18 protein-coding genes, 1 pseudogene and 1 riboswitch are annotated in these 21,876 nt (G+C 39.8%); of the genes and pseudogenes, 9 read left to right on the forward strand and 10 right to left on the reverse strand.

Translation table 11 applies throughout. From position 1 onward, the window contains the following. Window positions 1-99: 99 nt before the first annotated feature. Together BKL51_RS07610 and serB are read right to left on the reverse strand one after the other, a co-directional pair. Window positions 100-591 carry a YajQ family cyclic di-GMP-binding protein gene (locus tag BKL51_RS07610; RefSeq protein ID WP_077466114.1) on the reverse strand — a complete coding sequence of 164 codons (492 nt, stop codon included), beginning with the start codon at window positions 589-591 and terminating at the stop codon, window positions 100-102. Between the two features lie 18 nt (window positions 592-609). Continuing rightward, complete coding sequence (serB, locus tag BKL51_RS07615) at window positions 610-1,554, reverse strand: phosphoserine phosphatase (RefSeq protein WP_077466115.1); 945 nt, start codon at window positions 1,552-1,554, stop codon at window positions 610-612. Between the two features lie 68 nt (window positions 1,555-1,622). Here serB and BKL51_RS07620 point away from each other — a divergent pair, with 68 nt between their 5' ends. The 4 genes and pseudogenes from BKL51_RS07620 to BKL51_RS07635 form a co-directional block, all read left to right on the forward strand. Beyond that, a complete protein-coding gene (locus BKL51_RS07620; protein ID WP_077466116.1) occupies window positions 1,623-2,291 on the forward strand; it encodes a YtjB family periplasmic protein in 669 nt (222 codons plus the stop codon). A 105-nt stretch (window positions 2,292-2,396) separates the two neighbouring features. Beyond that, the gene (tkt, locus tag BKL51_RS07625; RefSeq protein WP_077466117.1) at window positions 2,397-4,394 is read left to right on the forward strand and encodes a transketolase; all 1,998 of its coding nucleotides are present in this window, start codon (window positions 2,397-2,399) and stop codon (window positions 4,392-4,394) included. Between the two features lie 236 nt (window positions 4,395-4,630). Beyond that, a riboswitch (glycine riboswitch) is annotated at window positions 4,631-4,749 on the forward strand. 83 nt (window positions 4,750-4,832) lie between these two features. Then, window positions 4,833-6,200, forward strand: coding sequence for a sodium:alanine symporter family protein (locus BKL51_RS07630; RefSeq protein ID WP_077466118.1), 1,368 nt, complete (start codon window positions 4,833-4,835; stop codon window positions 6,198-6,200). 7 nt (window positions 6,201-6,207) lie between these two features. Next, window positions 6,208-6,381: pseudogene (locus BKL51_RS07635) on the forward strand (IS1595 family transposase); the annotation flags it as partial. Window positions 6,382-6,398: 17 nt separating this feature from the next. Here BKL51_RS07635 and BKL51_RS07640 read toward each other — a convergent pair. Together BKL51_RS07640 and BKL51_RS07645 are read right to left on the reverse strand one after the other, a co-directional pair. Beyond that, window positions 6,399-7,019, reverse strand: coding sequence for a glutathione S-transferase family protein (locus BKL51_RS07640; protein WP_233127100.1), 621 nt, complete (start codon window positions 7,017-7,019; stop codon window positions 6,399-6,401). A 103-nt stretch (window positions 7,020-7,122) separates the two neighbouring features. Next, complete coding sequence (locus BKL51_RS07645; protein ID WP_077466120.1) at window positions 7,123-7,821, reverse strand: YafY family protein; 699 nt, start codon at window positions 7,819-7,821, stop codon at window positions 7,123-7,125. 526 nt (window positions 7,822-8,347) lie between these two features. Here BKL51_RS07645 and raiA point away from each other — a divergent pair. After that, window positions 8,348-8,668, forward strand: a complete 321-nt coding sequence (gene raiA, locus BKL51_RS07650) for a ribosome-associated translation inhibitor RaiA (protein WP_059367441.1) — start codon at window positions 8,348-8,350, stop codon at window positions 8,666-8,668. Window positions 8,669-8,745: 77 nt separating this feature from the next. Here the strand turns inward: raiA and BKL51_RS07655 are convergent, their stop codons facing one another. The 4 genes from BKL51_RS07655 to BKL51_RS07670 form a co-directional block, all read right to left on the reverse strand. Continuing rightward, complete coding sequence (locus tag BKL51_RS07655; RefSeq protein WP_077466121.1) at window positions 8,746-10,062, reverse strand: MFS transporter; 1,317 nt, start codon at window positions 10,060-10,062, stop codon at window positions 8,746-8,748. Between the two features lie 74 nt (window positions 10,063-10,136). After that, on the reverse strand, window positions 10,137-10,880 hold the full coding sequence (gene menH, locus BKL51_RS07660; protein ID WP_077466122.1) for a 2-succinyl-6-hydroxy-2,4-cyclohexadiene-1-carboxylate synthase: 744 nt from the start codon (window positions 10,878-10,880) through the stop codon (window positions 10,137-10,139). A 33-nt stretch (window positions 10,881-10,913) separates the two neighbouring features. Beyond that, window positions 10,914-12,620: a 2-succinyl-5-enolpyruvyl-6-hydroxy-3-cyclohexene-1-carboxylic-acid synthase gene (menD, locus tag BKL51_RS07665; protein ID WP_077466123.1), complete on the reverse strand. Its 1,707-nt coding sequence runs from the start codon at window positions 12,618-12,620 to the stop codon at window positions 10,914-10,916. Further along, window positions 12,611-13,906 (reverse strand): isochorismate synthase, encoded by a 1,296-nt coding sequence (locus tag BKL51_RS07670; protein ID WP_077466124.1) that lies wholly within the window; start codon window positions 13,904-13,906, stop codon window positions 12,611-12,613. The genes menD and BKL51_RS07670 overlap by 10 nt, the downstream gene beginning before the upstream one ends. Window positions 13,907-14,051: 145 nt before the next feature. On the opposite strand from BKL51_RS07670, the gene BKL51_RS07680 reads away from it, so the two are divergent. Then, entirely contained in the window at window positions 14,052-15,266 is a 1,215-nt protein-coding gene (locus tag BKL51_RS07680; RefSeq protein ID WP_077466125.1) for a pyridoxal phosphate-dependent aminotransferase, read from the forward strand. A gap of 92 nt (window positions 15,267-15,358) precedes the next feature. On the opposite strand, the gene BKL51_RS07685 is transcribed toward BKL51_RS07680, so the two are convergent. Beyond that, window positions 15,359-16,297 (reverse strand): DMT family transporter, encoded by a 939-nt coding sequence (locus BKL51_RS07685; protein ID WP_077466126.1) that lies wholly within the window; start codon window positions 16,295-16,297, stop codon window positions 15,359-15,361. 183 nt (window positions 16,298-16,480) lie between these two features. Further along, window positions 16,481-18,331 carry a translational GTPase TypA gene (gene typA, locus BKL51_RS07690; RefSeq protein WP_077466127.1) on the reverse strand — a complete coding sequence of 617 codons (1,851 nt, stop codon included), beginning with the start codon at window positions 18,329-18,331 and terminating at the stop codon, window positions 16,481-16,483. 195 nt (window positions 18,332-18,526) lie between these two features. On the opposite strand from typA, the gene glnA reads away from it, so the two are divergent. The 3 genes from glnA to BKL51_RS07705 all read left to right on the forward strand — a co-directional run bounded on the left by glnA (window position 18,527) and on the right by BKL51_RS07705 (window position 21,876). Continuing rightward, window positions 18,527-19,945: a type I glutamate--ammonia ligase gene (gene glnA, locus BKL51_RS07695; RefSeq protein ID WP_077466128.1), complete on the forward strand. Its 1,419-nt coding sequence runs from the start codon at window positions 18,527-18,529 to the stop codon at window positions 19,943-19,945. A 171-nt stretch (window positions 19,946-20,116) separates the two neighbouring features. Continuing rightward, a complete protein-coding gene (locus BKL51_RS07700) occupies window positions 20,117-21,247 on the forward strand; it encodes an LPS O-antigen chain length determinant protein WzzB (protein WP_077466129.1) in 1,131 nt (376 codons plus the stop codon). Continuing rightward, the gene (locus BKL51_RS07705) at window positions 21,247-21,876 is read left to right on the forward strand and encodes an acetyltransferase (RefSeq protein ID WP_077466130.1); all 630 of its coding nucleotides are present in this window, start codon (window positions 21,247-21,249) and stop codon (window positions 21,874-21,876) included. The genes BKL51_RS07700 and BKL51_RS07705 overlap by 1 nt, the downstream gene beginning before the upstream one ends.

The raw sequence follows: 21,876 nt of genomic DNA on the forward strand, positions 1-21,876 counted from the left end.
GATCGGAAAGGCATTAAAATTGGTTGCGGTTTTAGGGTTTTGTATAACTGTTACATAATACCGGAATTTCTAACTGCACTTTTTCTTGGCTAAAAAGAATTAATCTCTAAAGTTATTAAACTGGAAGGGTTGCCCTAATTCCGCACCTTTTACAAGTTGAATCACAGCTTGTAAGTCATCACGGGATTTACCGGTTACCCGCACTTGATCACTTTGGATTTGGGCTTGCACTTTAATTTTAGAATCTTTCACTAGTTTTGTGATTTTCTTCGCCATTTCGGTTTCAATGCCTTGTTTCAATTTTATTTCTTTGGTGTAAAGTTTGCCGTGATGTTCACTTTCCGTTGGGATATCCAACGAACTGTGTTCAATGCCACGCTTAACGAATGCGCCGATTAAGATTTCGATCAGTTGTTCAAGTTGAAACTCGGATTCCGTAGTAACTTTCACCGTTTCGTTTTTTTCATTGAGTTCCATCACGGCTTCCACACCACGGAAATCATAGCGTGTACTTAATACGCGGTTTGCATTTTCTACGGCGTTACGCACTTCATGCATGGTAATTTCGGAAACAATATCAAAAGAGGGCATAATTTTCTCCTATTAACGTTAAATTCTATCTTTCGCACTTAAAAGACACAAAAGTGCGGTTAAGTCGGCGAAGTTTACCACAATTTGTGCTTGTTGTTGCACTTTGGGCTTGGCATGGAAAGCAATACCTAATCCGGCTACCTTCATCATGGCTAAATCATTAGCGCCGTCACCAATAGCAAGGGTATTTTCAGCGCTAATACTGTATTCATCGCGTAAACGCTGAAGTGTGTAGGCTTTATATTGTGCATCGACAACATCACCTTTGATTAAGCCTGTCAGTTTGCCATCTACAATATCAAATTGATTGGATACGGCATAGTCTAACTTTAATAAATCTTTCAAATAATCTGCAAAGTAAGTAAAACCGCCTGAGGCAATGGCTGTTTTCCACCCGTGTTTTTGTAAGATTTTAAGGGTTTCTTGCAAACCGGGCATTAAGGGTAAATTTGCCCGAACTTCTTGTAAAATACTTTCCGGTGCATTTTTTAATGTGCCGACCCGACGACGTAAACTCTGTTCAAAATCCAGTTCGCCCCGCATTGCGCTTTCGGTAATTGCGGACACTAATTTCCCGGTGCCGGCAAGCTTGGCGATTTCATCAATACATTCAATTTGGATGGCGGTAGAATCCATATCCATCACTAATAACCCCGGCTCTGACAATTTCGTTTCGAAGTTGAGGCGGGCAATATCTAAACCTAGCTCGTGAGCAATAGAAAGGAAAGTATCTTGCCATTCCCCTTGAAGTAACACTACTGTATTTTTCGCGACATTCCAAGCATCAAAACACTGAAAATTTTGACCGCACTTTTGCTGAAACAGAGTCAGTACGGAAAGGTTTAATTGTGTGCCGTAGAGAATGAAATTATCAGTTAATAAGGTAAGGCGGGATTCGGGCAAAAGTGTGGTTGGTAATATTGGGTATTTTTGTGTAATGCTTGCAAGGTTTTGAATTTGCATAGAAAATCCTGTAAATTATAAAATCAAAACTATTCTAGCCGATTTAAGGGCGAATTGGGGAAAATAACTTGCATTTAATCAAAGAAAAATTAACAAAATCCGTGATGCTGGTGCTGATTGTGATTTTTTGCTTTGCTGCGTTGGCGATAATTTTATTTGGTATTCAGCAATTTAAAATAGGTTCACAGTTTGCCAATGTAAATCAGGTGTTTAATCTATCTCATATTCTCGTACGCCAACAAGCAAATTTGTTTTCTGTGCTACTAGTTAATAATGCACAATCTGAAAAACTGACGGAAAATTTAGATAATTTTGTGCAAGAGCATTTTGTGTTGGACGCCTCAATTTACAATGCACAAGGCAAATTATTAGCACAAAGTACGGGCTCGGAAAGTTTACGTTTGCGTTTAGGGCTTGAAACCAATGAGGAAGAAAATACTAACCAGCAAATTGTTGAACCGATTTATTCTAATATGGGTATTCAAGGTTTTTTACGTGTCACCTTTGACGGGCAATATGCGCAAACCTCCCAAAGTAAAATTAATCAAATTTTTCGTCAACTTTACGGTGAGCTGATTGTGGTATTTTTATTAGGCGTGGTATTGGCGAGTTCTATTCACTATTTTTTAAGCCATTATCGTCGTGCTTATCGCAAAGCGAATGAACCTAAAAAAACACTCAATTTACCGATTAAATCTAATATTCAACGGTATCATCAAAGACGGCGTAGAACATAATTTACGATAGATCATAGATATTGCATAAAATTTCAATTATTTTGCCTAAATGACGAAATAAATAAGGTAGAATAGGCAACAATTTACTTTAGACAGGAGAATAATATGGCAACTCGCAGACAATTAGCCAATGCAATCCGTTTCTTATCTATGGATGCGGTACAAAAAGCAAAATCAGGTCATCCGGGAGCCCCGATGGGAATGGCAGATATTGCCGAAGTGTTATGGCGTGATTTTTTAAAACATAATCCGACTAATCCTAAGTGGGCGGATCGCGACCGTTTTGTTTTGTCTAACGGGCATGGTTCAATGTTGATTTATAGCTTGTTGCATTTAACCGGTTATGATCTTTCGATTGAAGATTTGAAACAATTCCGTCAATTACATTCAAAAACACCGGGCCATCCGGAATACGGCTATGCACCGGGCGTTGAAACCACAACCGGCCCGCTAGGTCAAGGGATTACCAATGCGGTGGGGATGGCGATTGCAGAAAAAACGTTAGGTGGTCAATTTAACCGTGAAGGTCATGATATTGTCGATCACTACACCTATGTGTTTTTAGGCGACGGTTGTTTAATGGAAGGGATTTCTCACGAGGCTTGTTCTTTAGCCGGTACGCTCGGTTTAGGTAAATTAATTGCTTTCTATGATGACAATAATATCTCCATTGACGGTCATGTTGACGGTTGGTTTAGCGATGATACGGCAGCCCGTTTTGAAGCTTACGGTTGGCAGGTTATTCGTAATGTAGACGGCCATGATGCGGAACAAATTCGTGCTGCTACCATTCTTGCTCAAGCAGAAAAAGAGAAACCGACTTTAATTATTTGTAAAACCGTGATTGGCTTTGGATCACCGAATAAGTCCGGCTCTCATGATAGTCACGGCGCACCGTTGGGTGATGAAGAAATTGCATTAACCCGTCAAGCGTTAAATTGGGATTATGCACCGTTTGAAATTCCTGCGGAATATTATGCCGAGTGGGATGCAAAAGCAAAAGGCATGGTAGCGGAAAAATCTTGGGAAGAAAAATTTGCCGCATACGAAAAAGTCTATCCGGAATTGGCAGCAGAGTTTAAACGCCGTATGGCCGGAGAATTACCGACAGATTGGTCAAAATATTCTCAAGCCTTCATTGAAAAATTACAAGCAAATCCGGCGAGCATTGCAAGCCGTAAAGCCTCACAAAATGCAATTGAAGCCTATGCACAGGTGTTACCTGAGTTTTTAGGTGGTTCGGCAGATCTAGCAAGCTCTAATTTAACTTTATGGAGCGGTTCAAAACCAATCCGTGCAAATGAAAATGTTGGTGGCAACTACATCAACTATGGTGTGCGTGAATTTGGTATGTCTGCTATAATGAACGGTATTGCTTTACACGGTGGTTTCATTCCTTATGGGGCGACTTTCTTAATGTTCTATGAATACGCTCACAATGCGGTGCGTATGGCAGCATTAATGAAACAACGCGCATTGTTTGTTTACACCCACGATTCTATCGGCTTAGGCGAAGACGGTCCGACCCACCAACCTGTTGAGCAAACCGCTTCATTACGCTTAATTCCAAATCTTGAAACTTGGAGACCTTGCGATCAAGTTGAATCGGCAGTGGCGTGGCAACAAGCGGTAGAGCGTCAGGATGGTCCGAGTGCATTAATCTTCACCCGTCAAAACCTTGCTCAAATAGACCGCACTTCTGAACAATTATTCAATGTTGCGCGTGGTGCATATATCTTAAAAGATTGCAACGGCACGCCGGATTTAATCTTGATTGCGACAGGTTCGGAAGTTGAACTCGCTGTCAAAGCGGCAGAAGTACTTGCGGCGGAAGGTAAAAACGTGCGTGTGGTTTCTATGCCAAGTACCAACCGTTTTGATAAACAAGACGAAGCGTATCGTGAAAGTGTTTTACCTTCTTCTGTCTCTAAGCGTGTAGCGATTGAAGCGGGTATTTCCGATTTCTGGTACAAATACGTAGGCTTTGGTGGTCGTATTGTGGGTATGAATTCATTCGGTGAATCGGCACCGGCTGATCAATTATTCAAATTATTTGGCTTCACCGTAGATAACGTAGTGGCGAAGGCAAAAGAAATTTTGTAGTTGTTTTTCGCTAAAATTAAAGTGCGGTTGAAAAAATAGTATTTTTTGACCGCACTTTATTTTTCCTCTATTTCCGACAATTGATCAATTTCATTGATTTTGTTAGAATCCGCCCGGTTTTTCCTGATATATCAGTGGAAAATGAGTTCGGATGAAGGTAGCTGGAGAGTAGGGAATTAACCCTACGCCGACGATGTAAAATCTTTCAGGCGCACGTAAGTGCAGGGACTGTTACTGGACGAACCCTTGGAGAGATCCATTGCACAATAGTGTAAATGGACGCCGAAGGCGCAAAAGAGCGGTTGTTTTTAACACCGTTTTTCAAACGCTCAGGCAAAAGGACAGGGGCTAAAAGACAATCTGTATTTTTCTTTCTTCTCACGGATGCTTTTCGTCTCCTTGTCGCGTTTATTGGTTTTTAGACGACGAGGAATCACAATGTCATTTACGACAATTTTATCTACGATTGATAGCTTTATTTGGGGGCCGCCCTTATTAATTTTATTATCCGGCACAGGGCTTTATCTCACTTTACGTTTAGGTTTTATTCAAATTCGTTATTTGCCGCTTGCGATTGGTTATTTATTTAAAAAAGAACGTGGCGGAAAAGGGGATGTGTCTTCTTTTGCGGCGTTGAGCACTGCCTTAGCGGCAACCATTGGAACGGGAAATATCGTCGGTGTTGCTACGGCGGTACAGGCGGGCGGACCCGGCGCGATTTTTTGGATGTGGTTGGTAGCACTGCTTGGTATGGCGACCAAGTATGCGGAATGTTTGCTTGCGGTAAAGTATCGGGTGAAAGATCGTCGAGGATTTATGTCCGGCGGTCCGATGTATTATATTGAACGTGGTCTTGGGATTAAATGGTTAGCCAAAATGTTTGCGGTGTTCGGTGTCTTAGTGGCATTTTTTGGTATCGGCACTTTTCCGCAGGTGAATGCGATCACACATGCGATGCAAGATACCTTTCATATTCCGGTGATTGTAACGGCGGTAGTCGTTACCGTTTTGGTAGCAATGATTATTTTAGGTGGGGTAAAACGCATCGCAACGACATCGGCGATCATTGTTCCTTTTATGGCGGTTTCTTATGTTCTGGTGTCTCTCATTATTATTTTATTAAATTGGGAACGGGTGCCGGATGCTGTATTACTGATCATTCATAGTGCTTTTGAACCGCAATCCGCACTGGGTGGTGTATTAGGTTTTACAGTAATGAAAGCGATTCAATCCGGCGTAGCCCGAGGTATTTTTTCTAATGAATCAGGATTGGGAAGTGCACCTATTGCCGCTGCCGCCGCACAAACACGAGAGCCGGTTCGTCAAGGTCTCATTTCAATGACCGGGACTTTTTTAGATACCATTATTGTGTGTTCAATGACAGGAATTGTATTGGTTATTAGCGGTGCTTGGAGCAATCCTGAGTTTGCTGGTGCACTGGTGACCAATGCCGCATTTTCTCAAGGACTAGGTTCTTCAATTGGCGCAACGGTTGTGACTATTGGGCTATTATTCTTTGCTTTTACAACAATTTTAGGTTGGTGTTATTACGGTGAACGCTGTTTTGTGTATTTAGTCGGAACCCGTGGTATCCGTTTATATCGATTAGTATTTATTATTTTGGTTGGAGCCGGTTCATTCTTAAAATTAGATTTGATCTGGATTCTAGCAGACATTGTAAATGGCTTAATGGCATTTCCTAACTTAATTGCCCTAATCGGATTACGTAAAGTGGTAATTGAAGAAACGAAAGATTATTTTGCACGTTTGAAGATTCATCAACAGGATCAAGATGATGTAATTTAGTTTCTATAATGGAATTGAGAATTTTTAGAACCAAGCAAAACGCCATTTGCGTAAATTTAACGGTATCCCTAAAGCTCATTTTGAGCTGTATTTAAAGGAATGCGAATGGCGTTTTAATAATAGTAAAATAAAATCTCAAATTTTCATTTTAAAGCAATTGATTAAGGAGTATTTGATCTAGTTGTCTACTATAGCCCTTTAATTTTCAACTAATAGATCATCCAGATATTTCGCTTTTTGATACGCAGGACGTTGTTGCATAGTATCAAGATAATGCTGAAAAACAGGCTCCGGTTCAATTACTTTTGTACGGAAAATGCCATACTCTAACAATTTTGTAAGTACAATATCCGCAATACTAAACTGCTCTGTACAAATATATTTTCTATCTGACAGATGATTTCTTAGGATATTTAACACCGTATCTAAATCTCCATATCCTAGGGCTTTTCTATATTCATCTTTTAGTCTCACTTGGGTGTATTTTTCCATAATCGCGGCTTCAAATGTAGCGGCGGTAAAAAATAACCAACGATAGTATTCCCCTCGATGGGTAGAATTTATTGATGGCGAGAGCGATTTTTCCGGAAATATATCTGCCAAATACATACAAATTGCTGCGGCTTCAGTGATAACCGTATCGCCATGTTTTAATGCAGGAATTTTCCCCATAGGATTAACTGCCAGATAGCTTGGATTTTTAAGTGCCGAAAAATCCAATAAAACAGTTTCATAATTAGCACCACACTCTTCTAATGCCCAGCGGACAATACGTCCTCTAGAAAGTGGATTAGTATAGAAAGTTAAATTTTTCATCATTACTCCTAGCGTTGAAGGTTGTATTACATAGGTTTAAATACAAATCAAAAAAGCATTTGAGATTTGATGAAGACATGGTAAATACATTTTGTGTCATATACTGTCAGTAGTGTTTTTCAGGCACTATTCCTTCGTGCCGTCTCCATTTAGACAGTAGGCTGGAATGGCTTTGAGAATAGTTTTTTTCGAGTAATGACATCTGTAAGATTCTATCTAAGCGAAAATGACGAAAGTCTTGCTTTAATTCACACCAAGCCGCAATAAGAACATTCTGATCAAAAAATCCAACTGCAATAGGTGAAATAATTCTTTCGGAAAAGGTATTATGTTTATTTTGGTAATGTAATAATATTTGCTTTTCTAAGCGTATTGCTTTTCGAATAGTCATTAAAAATTGATTTTGTTGTGGGACTTTCTTTTGACTAATAACCCACAACGGTGTGTTATGTAAATCACTTTTTTGTTGCGAGGGGATAATTGATGAAATTTTCATTAGTGCGGATAGTGCTGAATTAGATAGATAAGTGTCAGTATGCTTGGTTACCCAGCGAATTCCTAGAATTAATGCTTCAAGTTCTTCTTTTGATAATAAATTTGTTGGTAGGGAGAACTCTTTTCTTAACTGATAACCTATCCCTCTCGCCCCTTCAATCATCGCACCTTGGCAACATAACATATCAATATCTCTATAAATTGTGCGTATGCTAACATTAAGCCTTTCCGCTAATATCTCAGCTTTAACCGGATAACGATAATTGCTAAGTAGTTGCAGTAAATTGAGTAGCCGTTGGGTTTTGGCCATTATTTTTTCTTATTCGTATTGTCATATCGGATATGGTTTAAACACATGCTTATTTGTTCTAGTTTTGACTATCGCTCATCAAAGCTAGTTCCAAACTTAATGTTATACTGCAACAAGCTCAATCAATTATCCCGATAAAAGTGAAAATGAAAGAAAATCTCCAAGCTTGAAAGTATATGTCGAACAATTTCAACCTAATAAGCAATTAGGTTCTTTAGGGGTTATTACTGGAAACGGAATTGGATGGATTAATGTGTTTTGTTGTAAAAATTCTAATCTTTATTGATTTGACAACACAATCATAATAAAAGACGCTTTGTGATCGTTTTCCCTTCTAGCCTTTCATAGTAACAATTTTTTATGAAAAGAAAACAAGTAATATTGGCAAATGAGATCTAGATCATATTTTTTAATATTCCTATTTCTTGCATACAGAAATGACTTGAAAAAGCTCGTTGAGAGGACTATTTTGATATTGAATCAAACCGAACCGAAAGGTTCTTAACAATGCAAAGAGGTAAATGTTATGACATTAAATATCACCAGCAAACAAATGGAAATCACTCCTGCAATTCGTGAACATGTGGAAAACCGTTTAGCAAAATTGGAAAAATGGCATACACAATTAATCAATCCCCATTTTGTGTTGAATAAAGTACCGAATGGTTTTTCAGTCGAAGCCTCCATTGGAACACCGCTTGGTAATTTAATCGCTACTGCGACGGCTGATGATATGTACAAAGCAATTAATGAAGTGGAGGAAAAATTGGAACGTCAGCTAAATAAATTACAGCATAAAGGGGAATCCCGCCGTGCGGATGAACGTTTAAAAGATTCTTTCGATTAGAAAGTGCGGTCATTTTTAATGACATTTTCTAAAAAAAATGCCGAGGTAAGAACCTTGGCATTTTTGTTTATAAGATATTAGATCCGAGTTAAATCAATGTTTTTTGTTTCTTTTGACGCAAGCAATGCCAACAATGTCATTAATGCATTAATTGCTAAATAAATTCCTACCCCCATGACACCAAATAATGCATTGATTTTTAATGAAATCATTGCCGCAACCGTTGCACCGATAATAGAGGCTAAGTTATAAGCAAGAGAAGCCCCGGAATAGCGCACTTCGGTTGGAAATAATTCGGGTAATAGTGCCGCCATCGGTCCAAAAGTCATTCCCATGATTGCCATACCGATGATAAGGAAGGCGAATACGCTGGTTGGAGTACCGTTTTGTAAGAATAGCGGCATAGATAATCCGAGTAAGCCAATGATGAGAGTGACCCAAATCAGCCATTTACGACGCCCGATTTTATCTGCATAGATACCGGAAATACTGATAAAAATACCGAAAACAATAGCGCTGATTAATAATAAACCTGTAAACGTATTTGCCGGAATGCCTAACCCGAGAGGATGACCGGCTTCGGAAAGATTCGGTGCAGTGCGTGAATATGCCTGTGCAAAGGCGGTCATAATATAGAAAAGTGAATAGGTTGCAACCATAATGAATGTGCCAATCACCATGGGTTTTAAGTGTTTGGTAAATACGACACTCACCGGGGCATTTAATTTTTTGCCTTTTTGTTCCGCTTCAATGAAAACATGGCTTTCGTGTAAGGTTAAACGGACGTATAAGCCAACAAAAACTAATAATACGGAAGAGATAAAGGGAATTCGCCAAGCCCATTCAACGAGCGCTTCTTGTCCCCAAAAATAGCTCACTAAGAAGAAAGTTCCGTTGGCGACAAATAAACCAATAGGTGCGCCTAATTGTGGAAACGTACCGTACCATGCACGTTTGCCTTCCGGGGCATTTTCTGTTGCCACTAAAGCCGCACCACCCCATTCTCCACCAAGACCGATACCTTGTCCTACACGACAAATACAAAGCAAAATCGGTGCCCAAATACCGATTTGGGAATAGTTGGGTAATAAACCGATAAGCACGGTGGATCCGCCCATGAGCAAGAGGGAGGCGACAAGGGTTTTTTTACGTCCGATTTTATCTCCAAAGTGTCCAAACAATGCCGAGCCGATAGGGCGGGCAAAAAATGCCAAGGCTAAAGTGGAAAGGGAAAGAAGATCATTTGAAAGGGGATCATCGCTATGGAAAAACTGGGTATTGAATACCAGTACGGCAGCTGCCGCATAGATATAATAATCAAAAAATTCAATTGCCGTACCGACCATCGAGGCAAGCGCCACTTTCATCGGATTATTGCGAAGTTGTGCCGTCATATTGCTTTCCTTAGAATGAGAAAATGTAAGATAAAAACTCTATAAATACAAAGGTTTGAATCCTAACATTTCCTTTAAAGTTGAGCAATTTCTAAAATAAGATTCTCAAGTTTTTTCGCGAATAGGAGAGGTTTTTCTGAATGGGCATTATGGCCTGCATTGGGGATCGTGGTTAAATTCAGGTGCTCGGAATGTGCAAGGGTTTGGAATTTAAGATCCCGTTCACCGCAAAAATAAAAAAAAGGTAACGAACTTGACCGCACTTTTTCACGAAAATCGGGTTGTTTGGCGAGACTGGTGGCAAGTAGCATCTTTCCAATGTTAGCACCACAATTTTCTTTTCGCTTTTCAACGAGCATTGCCCGTTCGTGATCGGTTAAATGGGAAAATACGGGCTGTTTATACCAATCCTCCAACACATTTTCAGGGGATTCGGCAGTAAAGCGCATTGCCCATTGCATATCATTTTGCCAACGTGCCTGTTTTTCCTCTTCCGTTTTTAAGCCTAAATTAGCACCTTCTAAAATCACTCCCCGTAAATGATTTTTTTCGATTTTAGATTGGAGTGCGTAATGTAAGGCGATACGCCCTCCGAGAGAATAACCCACGAGGAAATAAGGCTTATTCGGAATAGCTAAACGGATCTGTTTCGCCACATATCGGGCAGTATCTTCAAAGTTTGTGACTTCAATTTTTTTTGCATTTCCGTGGAAAGGCAAATTAAGGGAAACGCAGTGAAAGTGCGGTAGATTTTCGATGACTTTTTGCCAATCCGATGAAGTACCGAGCAATCCGTGGAGAAAAATAATGTTTGTCATAAAATTAAAGGGCGTTGCGACACGCCCTATCCTTTATTCGCCAATCACAGCATAACTGATTTGTTCAATTAAACGCTTATAGATGTTGCTACCATCATTCGGGTTCGTTTTAATTTCAATAAGCGTTGTTTTACGACGGGTGTAGGCTTGTTTTAATATGCTGGTTAAATCCGCCCAAGTGTAGGGATGGGCGTATTTAATATCAAACATAGCCGCAATTTGTGAGAAATCGCCGTTATGCGGTAAGCGATAAAAACGATCTTTAACTTCTTCATCTACCGGTAATATATCAAAAATTGCACCGCCGTTATTGTTAATCACAAAAATAATGGTTGGTTGCGTAACGTTTTTGAAAAGTGCAAGAGAGTTAAGATCGTAGAGTGTTGAGGTATCGCCAATCATTGCTACAACGGGTTGATTTGTTCCTACACCAATACCGGCAGCAGTTGCCAGTAAACCGTCAATACCGCTTGCGCCGCGGTTTGTGTAAATCGGATAGCCTTCAGGGAGTTTGGTGAGGGCATCTACAAGGCGCACAAATAAGCTATTGCCAAGGAACAAAATTCCATTGTAGGGTAACACCCGCTCAATATGATGGGCAAGGGAGGCTTCGTTTAAATTACCTCCCACCTGTTGTTCAATAAAACCGGCACAGAATTTTGACAAGGCAAGTGGTTCTAATAGCCAAGGTTTTTGGCGAAGCGGCGGATGAGCCCGTAGCCAATGATGAGCCTTTGCATTAAAACGAGTGTGCGTGTGATGATAAGGATCAACAGCTCTCGAGCCTTGTTCTACAATCCAGAATTCGCCTTTAAAAGCTTGTAAAAATTGATTAATCCGTTTGCTGATAAAACGAGAACCAAACTGAATAACAATATCCGCTTGCAGTAATTTTTCGCGAACGGTTTGGTTAGCAAGCCAAATATCGGCATAAGGGCTGCTGGGTTCAACTCCAGATTGAATGTCGGTCAATAAAATCCAGCCCATTGTAGTTGCCCAAGTATTAATGCCCATGGCTTGTTCCACCGGTAGTCGTCCTACGACAATGACTCCGCGTTTAGTACGCCAATGATCCCAGTTTTCATGCATGAGTACTTCTTGTTGTTGGGCTTCATGGGTTACCCATGGCTTACTTTGTGTTAACCAATGCCGTAATGATTGTAACCAAGGATGGTTGTCTATAGCTTCTTCGGTCGCTTCATAAAGTGGTTCGGCGAAAGGTACATTAATATGTACAACACCGCCTTGTTGCGTTTGCTGAAATACCGCTTGCTCAAGCAGGGAGATTAACCACTGTGCGGAATAGTCGATATTCGGTTTGGGTAAATTCACGTTGGCAACAGGGTAGTCACCAAACATATTTTGCTGCAGGATGGCTTGATTTGCTCCGCACTCCCATAGTTCGGGCGGACGGTCTGCTGTTAAAACGATGAGATCCACTCCGCTTTGGCGTGCTTCAATAATTGCCGGATAAAGATTTGCCGTTGCCGTACCGGAAGTAACAATGATTGCTACAGGGGATTGGGTGGATTTGGCAATACCAAGAGCAAAAAAGCCTAAACCACGTTCATCAAAATGGCTGTAACAAGTAGCGCGACCGGTGTTTTGCAATCGCACTGCCTCAAGTGTTAAAGGAGTAGAGCGTGAGCCGGGCGCAATACAGAAATGAGAAACGCCTTGGCGCACCAAGGTTTCTAAAATCACTTTTGACCAACAACGATTAAACACGCTTACAGACATTCTTTCTCTCCATTATTATTTTTTTCTGCAAAAAGGGAAATTAATCCCGCTGCCTTACGTTCAATTTCTTGCCATTCGGTTAAGGGTTCAGAGCCTTCAACAATACCCGCACCTGCAAAGACTCGGATTCGATTGCCTTCAATAAATGCGGATCGGATCGCAACACAAAATTCTGAGTATGCTTCGCTCATCAATCCTAAGGTGCCGGCATACCACCCTCGCTCAAAGGTTTCAATTTCCGACAAAATCATCCTCGCTTGTTGTTGAGGTAAACCGGAAACTGCCGCTGTGGGGTGAATTGCGCTAAGTAACGCCGAATCTTGGTAATGTGCGGTCAAATTTGCCCGAATTTTTCGGAGTAAATGCTGAACTTTGCGCAACGGTTTGAGTTCAACTTCACCTACATCAAAGGATTCCACCATAGGGTTGAGATTCTGTGAAATATCTTGAACCACAAGCCAGTTTTCATTCAAATTTTTTTCATCACTTAATAACCATTCCGCTTGTTGCTGATTTTCTTGCCGGTTATTTGTAATTGGTGCCGTGCCGGCAAGGGCTTCGGTTAAAAACAGATTGTATTCACGGGCAAATAAACGCTCGGGCGTTGAGCCGACAAATGTCGAATAAGGTTTTTCCGCCCATAAAAAATGATAGCAACCTTGATTTTGATTTTGGCTTTCTGCTAAAAAGTCATAGGGATTGATAGCTTGTTTTAAGTGAAAAACGGTTTCGTTGGCTAACACAAGTTTGGTCAGCCCGCCTTGTTTAATTTCATAAAGGGCTTGGTTTACCCAATCGCACCAAATTCGTTTATTTGCCCGTTGTTCGGTATGTAATGGGGACTGCTTTGTCAATACACAAAGTGCGGTTGTTTTAGGCAAAGTTTTTAATATTGTTAATGCGTTTTGTGCTGAGGTTTTGCCTTCAACAAAACAGTTGATTGTAGTGCTATCCTCATTTTCTTGCAACAAAAGCTGAGGCAAAATAAATTGTCCGTTTCCCTGAAATTGTAAACCGCCGATAAGGGGAAAATTATATTCCTCAATAAATGTTTGGGCTAAATTCAGTTGGGAAAATGACCGCACTTGACCGATTGCGGCAAGGCTTTTGTTTTCATCACGAAAATGCAAATAAAATTGTGGATAAGTGCTTTGGGCTTTCAGCCATGCCAATAAATCGATATTGGTGATATCCGTTCGGAAACACGCAATATCATTTTGTTTTTGTCGCAAATAATCCTCAATCTGCCGACTTAATTGGCTTGTCGCTTGCTCTAAACTATCCATTAGATATTGTTAAATTTATCGTAAAAATTGTTGGCTATTCTACCGCAGTTTGTTTGTTACAAAAAATTTTTTTACAAAATCTTTTCAAGATTGAAAATTCAGCGTAAATTAACCGCACATATCACAAAAAATAAAAGGAATCTATATGCGATTATTCCCCAAATCCGATAAATTGGAACAGGTTTGTTATGATATTCGCGGACCGGTACACAAAGAGGCGCTCCGTTTAGAAGAAGAAGGCAATAAAATTTTAAAATTAAATATTGGTAATCCCGCACCATTTGGTTTTGAGGCGCCGGATGAGATTTTGGTGGATGTCTTGCGTAATTTGCCTTCTGCGCAAGGTTATTGTGATTCTAAAGGGCTATATTCCGCCCGTAAAGCCATTGTGCAATATTATCAATCAAAGGGCATTCAAGGCTCGACAGTGAATGATGTGTATATCGGTAACGGAGTTTCCGAACTGATTACAATGGCTATGCAGGCATTATTAAATGATGGTGATGAAGTATTGGTACCTATGCCGGATTATCCGTTATGGACGGCTGCGGTGACGCTTTCCGGCGGTAAGGCCGTGCATTATTTGTGTGACGAAGACGCCGGTTGGTTTCCTGCTATCGATGATATTAAAGCAAAAGTGAATGCCAAAACAAAAGCTATCGTAATTATCAACCCGAATAATCCAACGGGTGCGGTATATAGCAAAGCATTGTTAGAAGAAATCGTGGAGATAGCGCGTCAAAACAATCTGATTATTTTTGCTGACGAAATTTACGATAAAATTTTATATGACGATGCGGTTCACCATCATATTGCGGCATTAGCACCCGATTTGTTAACGGTGACCTTTAATGGATTATCGAAAGCTTACCGTGTCGCCGGCTTCCGCCAAGGTTGGATGATTCTAAACGGTCCGAAACATCACGTTAAAGGGTACGTTGAGGGCTTGGATATGCTGGCCTCTATGCGTTTATGCGCCAATGTGCCGATGCAGCATGCGATTCAGACGGCGTTAGGCGGTTATCAAAGTATTAATGAATTTATTTTGCCGGGCGGACGTTTATTAGAGCAACGTAATAAAGCCTATGAATTGATAACGCAAATTCCCGGCGTTACCTGCGTGAAACCAATGGGGGCGCTTTATATGTTCCCGAAAATGGATGTGAAAAAATTTAATATTCATAGTGATGAAAAAATGGTGCTGGATTTACTTCGCCAAGAAAAAGTATTGCTTGTTCACGGTAAAGGGTTTAATTGGCACTCACCGGATCACTTCCGTATTGTTACTTTGCCTTATGTGAATCAGTTGACAGAGGCGATTACAAAATTAGGACGTTTTTTACAAAATTATCGCCAATAGAACTAAAAAGTGCGGTTAGAAATATTGTAGTTTTATGCGTTTCGGGCAAAGAGTAGCGGTTCAATTTGAACCGCACTTTATGATTAAATCCCTTATATCCTAATCAGCTGAATTAGCATTACACCACTGATTAAAATGCCCAAACCGACTAACTGGATAGGAATAATTACTTTTCGTTGAGCGCCGAAAAAACCAAATTTATCTACTAACAAACTACCTGAAATCAAACCGAGTAACGCCAAAACCACTGCTCCGCCAGTCCCGATTTGGGGAACCAGAGTAATGCTGCCGAAAATAAACAATGCTCCTAAACATCCTCCGAACCAAACCCACCAAGGCTTGCCTTTGCCAATCGCATTTTTTAGTTTTGAAAAACTTTTTTCATAAAATAAAACCACTAGGAATAATCCGCTTCCGCCAACGGCAAAGGAGACAAAAGCAGCTTGAACGGAGGAATGCAGCACGCGTCCTAATTCTGCATTGATTGCCGTTTGTGCAGCCAATAACATTCCGGCAAAAATACCAAAAAACCGCCATAACAAAAGATGAGGCTCTGACTGACTATGAAGTGATTTTGTTTTTTTCATTATTGGCATCACAACGGTACAAAATATCCCTAGAAAAACTAAACTAATGCCTAATATACGAATAAGATTAAGATCGATTTTAGGGGAATAGAACCAACCGAAAGTATCGATCAATATCCCCATTATAACTTGTCCAAGTAAAGGAATTATTGCCGTTTGTACGCTGCCGAGCTTAGCAAATAGTAAAATATTTGCCGTTAGTGAGACCATTCCCATTAATCCGCCAATCCAAAGCCACCAAGGCGTTTGTAAAAGGGTTGTCGGTTCAATCGTTAGCGGTTCGTTTGATAGTTTGGCAAGTATTAGTAAAAAGAGTGTTCCGCCACTAAAAGAAATAAAGGAAGATAAAAAAGGGACGCCGAGATAACCGCGTAAGCGGGAATTAATTGCCGTTTGAAAACTCACGATAATACCGATGAGAATTCCAATGAACATCGTAAGCATAATAACGTTTCCTATGACTAAAATGCGGGGAGATTAAAAAGTTTGGTATTACCATTAATGGAAATAACAGCCAAACTATCATTGAGTATTCCGATACATTCAAACTATGTCACTATTGCGTGACATAATATTTTTGAGTAATTTTTCGAGGGAAAAAGGGATCATGATTGATCCCGATTTTCATTAATGCGTGCTTGTACTGGTTGTCGTTCGATTTGCACGTTTACGATCGTTTTCCGTCAAAAGTTTTTTGCGGATGCGGATCGATTCAGGGGTGACTTCCACTAATTCATCGTCATCAATAAATTCGATGGCTTGTTCAAGGCTAAATTTCACCGGTGTGGTGAGTACAATAGCATCATCTTTACCCGAAGCGCGCATATTAGTGAGTTTTTTACCTTGTAAACAGTTGACGGTTAAATCGTTTGAACGGCTATGGATACCGATAATCTGCCCTTCATACACTTCTACGTTGGCATCAATCATTAATTTGCCTCGTTCTTGTAAACCGAACAATGCGTAAGCGAGGGCTTTACCCGTTGCGTTAGAGATTAACACGCCGTTCTTACGTTGACCGATTTCGCCGCCTTTGATGTCATCATAGTGACTGAAACTAGAGTAAAGCAAACCGGTGCCGGAAGTCATGGTCATAAATTCGCCACGGAATCCGATTAAGCCGCGACTTGGAATGATATATTCTAAACGAACACGCCCCTTGCCATCCGGTAACATATCGCGCACTTCACCTTTACGGATGCCTAGGGCTTCCATGACAGAACCTTGGTGTTGCTCTTCCACGTCAATCGTTACTTGTTCATAAGGTTCTTGCTTTTTGCCATCAATTTCACGATAGATAACTTTTGGACGGGATACTGCGAGTTCATAACCTTCACGGCGCATATTTTCAATCAATACGGAGAGATGTAATTCACCTCGACCGGATACGCGGAATTCATCAGGATTCGGGGTTTCTTCCACACGCAACGCCACATTGTGAACGAGTTCTTTATTTAAACGTTCAAGAATTTGACGTGAAGTCACATATTTTCCTTCTTGACCGGCAAACGGTGAGGTATTTACACAGAAGAACATAGTGACCGTCGGTTCGTCCACGGTTAATGAAGGTAACGCTTCTACGGCATTGATATCACAAATAGTATCGGAAATATTGAGTTCGCCTAAACCGGTAATCGCTACGATATCGCCTGCATAAGCCATTTCTTCTTCGTAACGTTGTAAACCAAGGTGGCCAAGTACTTGACCGATACGTCCTTGGCGGGTTTTTCCTTCGCTATTAATAATAGTTACCGGTTGATTTGGTTTAATTGAACCGCGTTTAATACGACCAATACCAATTACCCCAACATAGCTGTTGTAATCTAATTGGGAAATTTGCATTTGGAACGGTTCGTCTAGTTCCACTTTTGGCGGTTCAACGTGTTTAACAATGGCTTCAAATAACGGTGTCATATCTTCTGCTAATTCTTCATGTTCTAAACCGGCGACACCATTTAATGCGGAAGCGTAAATAATCGGGAAATCTAATTGCTCGTCAGTTGCTCCAAGGTTGACAAAGAGATCGAAAACTTGGTCCACAACCCAATCGGGACGAGCACCCGGACGGTCAACTTTGTTGATCACAACAATCGGTTTTAATCCGTGAGCGAAGGCTTTTTGAGTGACGAAACGGGTTTGTGGCATAGGGCCGTCAAACGCATCAACGACTAAAAGTACGGAATCAACCATTGAAAGAACGCGTTCTACTTCTCCGCCAAAGTCCGCGTGCCCCGGAGTATCGACAATGTTAATACGGTAATCATTCCAATTAATCGCTGTATTTTTTGCAAGAATAGTAATACCGCGTTCTTTTTCCAGATCATTTGAGTCCATGACACGCTCGTCCATATCGCCACGTGTTGCTTCAAAAGTACCGGATTGTTGAAGAAGTTTATCTACAAGTGTGGTTTTTCCGTGGTCAACGTGCGCAATAATTGCAATATTGCGCAGTTTATTAATATCAATTTTATTTGTCATTGTTCATACAGAGTTATTAATGATGTAGAGCGTGTAAAACAAGATTTCACGCACGAAAGGGCGAGGATTATACATGACTTTTATATTGCCCGCTACGCCAAATCTGAAAAATAAATCCAATGAAAAGTAGATGGGATTACGTTATAATGCAAGCTTATTTTAATCATATTTACACAGCAAAATAGAGGGTTCCCTATGTCAAACGCAAACGCTATCGCAAATGTGTTCAAGTTAATTGAAGAAAATGATATTAAATTTGTCATTCTTCGATTCACTGATATAAAAGGTAAAGAACACGGCGTGTCTATTCCGGTTAGTCTTATTGATGAAGATATATTTGAAGATGGTAAAATGTTTGACGGTTCATCCGTGGAAGGTTGGAAAACAATTAACAAGGCCGATATGTTGTTAATGCCAATGGCAGAAACCGCTGTGGTTGATCCGTTTGCTCAAATTCCAACTCTCTCTCTGCGTTGTAGTGTATATGAACCGACGACTATGCAGAGTTATGATCGCGATCCTCGCTCTATTGCTATTCGTGCCGAAAATTATATGCGTTCTACCGGTATTGCCGATCAAGCATTTTTCGGGCCGGAGCCGGAATTTTTCTTATTTGATGATGTGCGTTTTGATGTGTCGATGAACCGTGCTTCTTTTTCCGTTGATGATGTGGAAGCTGCTTGGAATACCAATAAAAAATATGAAAGTGGCAATAATGCTTACCGTCCACTTAAGAAAGGCGGTTATTGTGCGGTTGCACCAATTGATTCAGCCCATGATATTCGCTCTGAGATGTGCTTAATTTTGGAAGAACTCGGTTTAGTGATTGAAGCACATCACCACGAAGTTGCGACAGCAGGTCAAAATGAAATCGCAACAAAATTCAATAGCCTTACCTTAAAAGCGGATGAAACCCAAATTTATAAATATGTAGTGCAAAATGTCGCACTTGAAAATGGTAAAACCGCGTGTTTTATGCCTAAACCTATTACAGGAGACAACGGTTCGGGTATGCACTGTAATATGTCGCTAAGCAAAGATGGAAAAAATATTTTCCAAGGTGATAAATATGCGGGGCTTTCAGAGACCGCACTTTACTATATCGGCGGCATTATCAAGCATGCCAAAGCCTTAAATGCATTTACAAATCCAAGTACTAATTCATACAAACGTTTAGTTCCGGGTTACGAAGCTCCGGTATTATTGGCTTATTCGGCAAGTAACCGCTCCGCTTCAATTCGTATTCCTGCGGTAACAAGTCCTAAAGCAATTCGTATTGAAGCCCGCTTTCCTGATCCAATGGCAAACCCATACTTAGCTTTTGCGGCTCTGTTAATGGCGGGATTGGATGGTATTGTGAATAAAATCCATCCAGGCGATGCGATGGATAAAAACCTTTATGATTTACCGCCGGAAGAACTTAAAGACATTCCTGCCGTAGCAAGCTCACTTGAAGAAGCTTTGAATACCTTAGAGAAAGACTATGAATTTTTAACCCACGGTAATGTATTTAGTAAAGAGTTTGTGGAAGCTTTCATCGGCATTAAACGTAAAGAAGTAGAACGCTTGAATATGACTCCGCATCCGGTGGAGTTTGAGATGTATTATGCGTAATTTTTGCTAGAAAACTGTTTATGAAGTAAAGAAAGTGCGGTTGATTTTGACCGCACTTTTTTTACTTTGCATTTATATCCATTTACATTTTTTATTCTTGTGAAGGGGGATAATATAGCCTAGAATATCCGTCTGATGTTATGGAATAACCATTAGATAAAGGATTTTACAGTGAATAGTACGAAAGCAACCAATAATGATGAGATTGATCTCATTGAATTGATTAAAGTCTTATGGAATAAAAAAATTTGGATTCTATTTTCTGCGTTTGTATGTACTTTAATTGCAGGCGTGTACGCCTTTACAGCAAAGGAGCAATGGACTTCAACCGCTATTGTTGTTGCTCCACGTTCAACTGATTTAGGGAGTTTACTTCCCGTTCGAGCAGAATATGCACGTATTATTGACGATGGAGAGTTTTCAGCTGGAAAATTATCTGGTTCATTATATGGGCAATTCAAACATTTCCTTTTGTCTAATGATTTAAAACGTCAATTCTTAGAACAATCCGAGTGGGTTAAAAACTATACGAAGGATATGACAGATGAACAAAAGCATACTTATATTGAAAATACGGTTGCACAGTATTTAATTGTTCATGAAGTAGATACAAAGAAAAAAGATTTAACCGAGCTTGATAAAATTGGTTTGAAAATTACATTCTCAGCAGAGACTCCAAAAGATGCACAGGCTGTTTTAAATGATTATATTGATTTTATGAATCAATATACTATTGAATTGACAGTAAAAGAGTTTGATTTGGGTTTTAGATTACGCTTAGATAATTTAAATTTCACGAAAACTCAAATTGAAAGTAGTTTAAAAGAAGTAAAAACAGTTCAACTCGAGAACTTAACAAATGCATTAGACATCGCTAAAAAAGCGGGGATCACAGAGTTCTCTAAAGGAAATACAAATAGTTTTTCTGTGCCTGAATATATGTTAGGTGAGGGACGTTTAAATATCTCAGATTCTAAACTGGCAGATGGCACATATTTGTTTATGCTGGGAGAGAAATATCTTCAAGCTCAATTAGATATTGTGAAAAATACTCCAATTGTTTATTCAACAAATTATTACAGTACAGATAGACAATTATCACAGTTGAATGCGCTTGCTTCAAAGCTAGCAGATAAATTCGATGCTAAAGCATACCATTATTTGAACTCGCCGGATTATCCTGTGGTGAAGGATAAGCCTAAGAAAGCATTAATTATTGTAATTGGATTTATTATTGGATTAATTTTATCTACTTTTATTATTTTATTCGGTTTCATATTCCAAAACAGTGGAAGGGAATAATGAAGAAAAAAGTAATATTTATTGGTGCTGGTGGTTATGCAAAATCAGTACTAGATTCTTTAGATGTTTCTCAATATGAGTTTTGTGGGTTTATTGATAATTTCAAACCTGAAGGAACAACTCATTTAGGCTATCCTGTACTTGCAAAAACAATAGATGAATTTAAAGAAAGAAGTGATTATAGCTTTTTCATTAGTATTGGCAATAATAACTACCGTTTAGAAAAATATTTAAAGTTAGAAAAATATCAATGCAATATTATTAATGTGATTGATAGAACATCAATTATTTCTAATCATTCGACTTTAGGTAAAGGAGTATTTGTTGGGAAGATGGCAATTGTTAATAGTGGTGTCACTGTTGGCAATAACGTTATTATTAATACAAAGTCTCTTGTAGAACATGGTTGCTATATCGGTAGTCATAGTAATATTTCCACAAATAGTACGTTAAATGGCGATGTAATTGTCGAGGATTATTGTTTTATCGGAAGCTCCTCTGTTGTTACAGGACAATTAAGGATAGGCGAAAGTGCAGTTGTAGGTGCTGGGGCTGTAGTGATTCGCAATGTTAAACCTCGAACAGTGGTGGCAGGCGTCCCCGCAAAATTTATTAAGGAAATTGAATAA

Origin of the sequence: Rodentibacter sp. Ppn85 (assembly GCF_001999335.1) — a bacterium.
Classification (GTDB): Bacteria; Pseudomonadota; Gammaproteobacteria; order Enterobacterales; family Pasteurellaceae; genus Rodentibacter.